1 protein-coding gene is annotated in these 419 nt (G+C 46.8%); it reads right to left on the bottom strand.

Annotated features, from left to right (window positions below):
* The coding region (locus tag HT680_RS05570) for a hypothetical protein (protein WP_188110750.1) at nt 1-419 on the bottom strand (419 nt) is incomplete at both ends.

The raw sequence follows: 419 nt of genomic DNA, 5'->3' as shown, positions 1-419 counted from the left end.
GAAGCGCTTTGGCTTGCAGATACTGATGCTGAAGCTGATTGACTTGCAGATACTGATGCTGAAGCTGATTGACTTGCAGATACTGATGCTGAAGCTGATTGGCTTGCTGATACTGATGCTGAAGCTGATTGGCTTGCAGATACTGATGCTGAAGCTGATTGGCTTGCTGATACAGACGCTGAAGCTGATTGACTTGAGCTTACTGATGCGCTAGCTGATTGGCTTGCACTTACAGATGCTGAAGCGGATTGGCTTGCTGATACTGATGCTGAAGCGGATTGGCTTGCTGATACTGATGCTGAAGCTGATTGACTTGAGCTTACTGATGCTGAAGCTGATTGGCTTGCAGATACTGATGCTGAAGCTGATTGACTTGCAGATACAGATGCTGAAGCTGATTGACTTGCAGATACAGACGC

Origin of the sequence: Streptococcus sp. 5905, from assembly GCF_013276505.1 — a bacterium.
Taxonomy (GTDB): domain Bacteria; phylum Bacillota; class Bacilli; order Lactobacillales; family Streptococcaceae; genus Streptococcus.
This window is presented reverse-complemented; position numbering and strand designations above follow the sequence as displayed.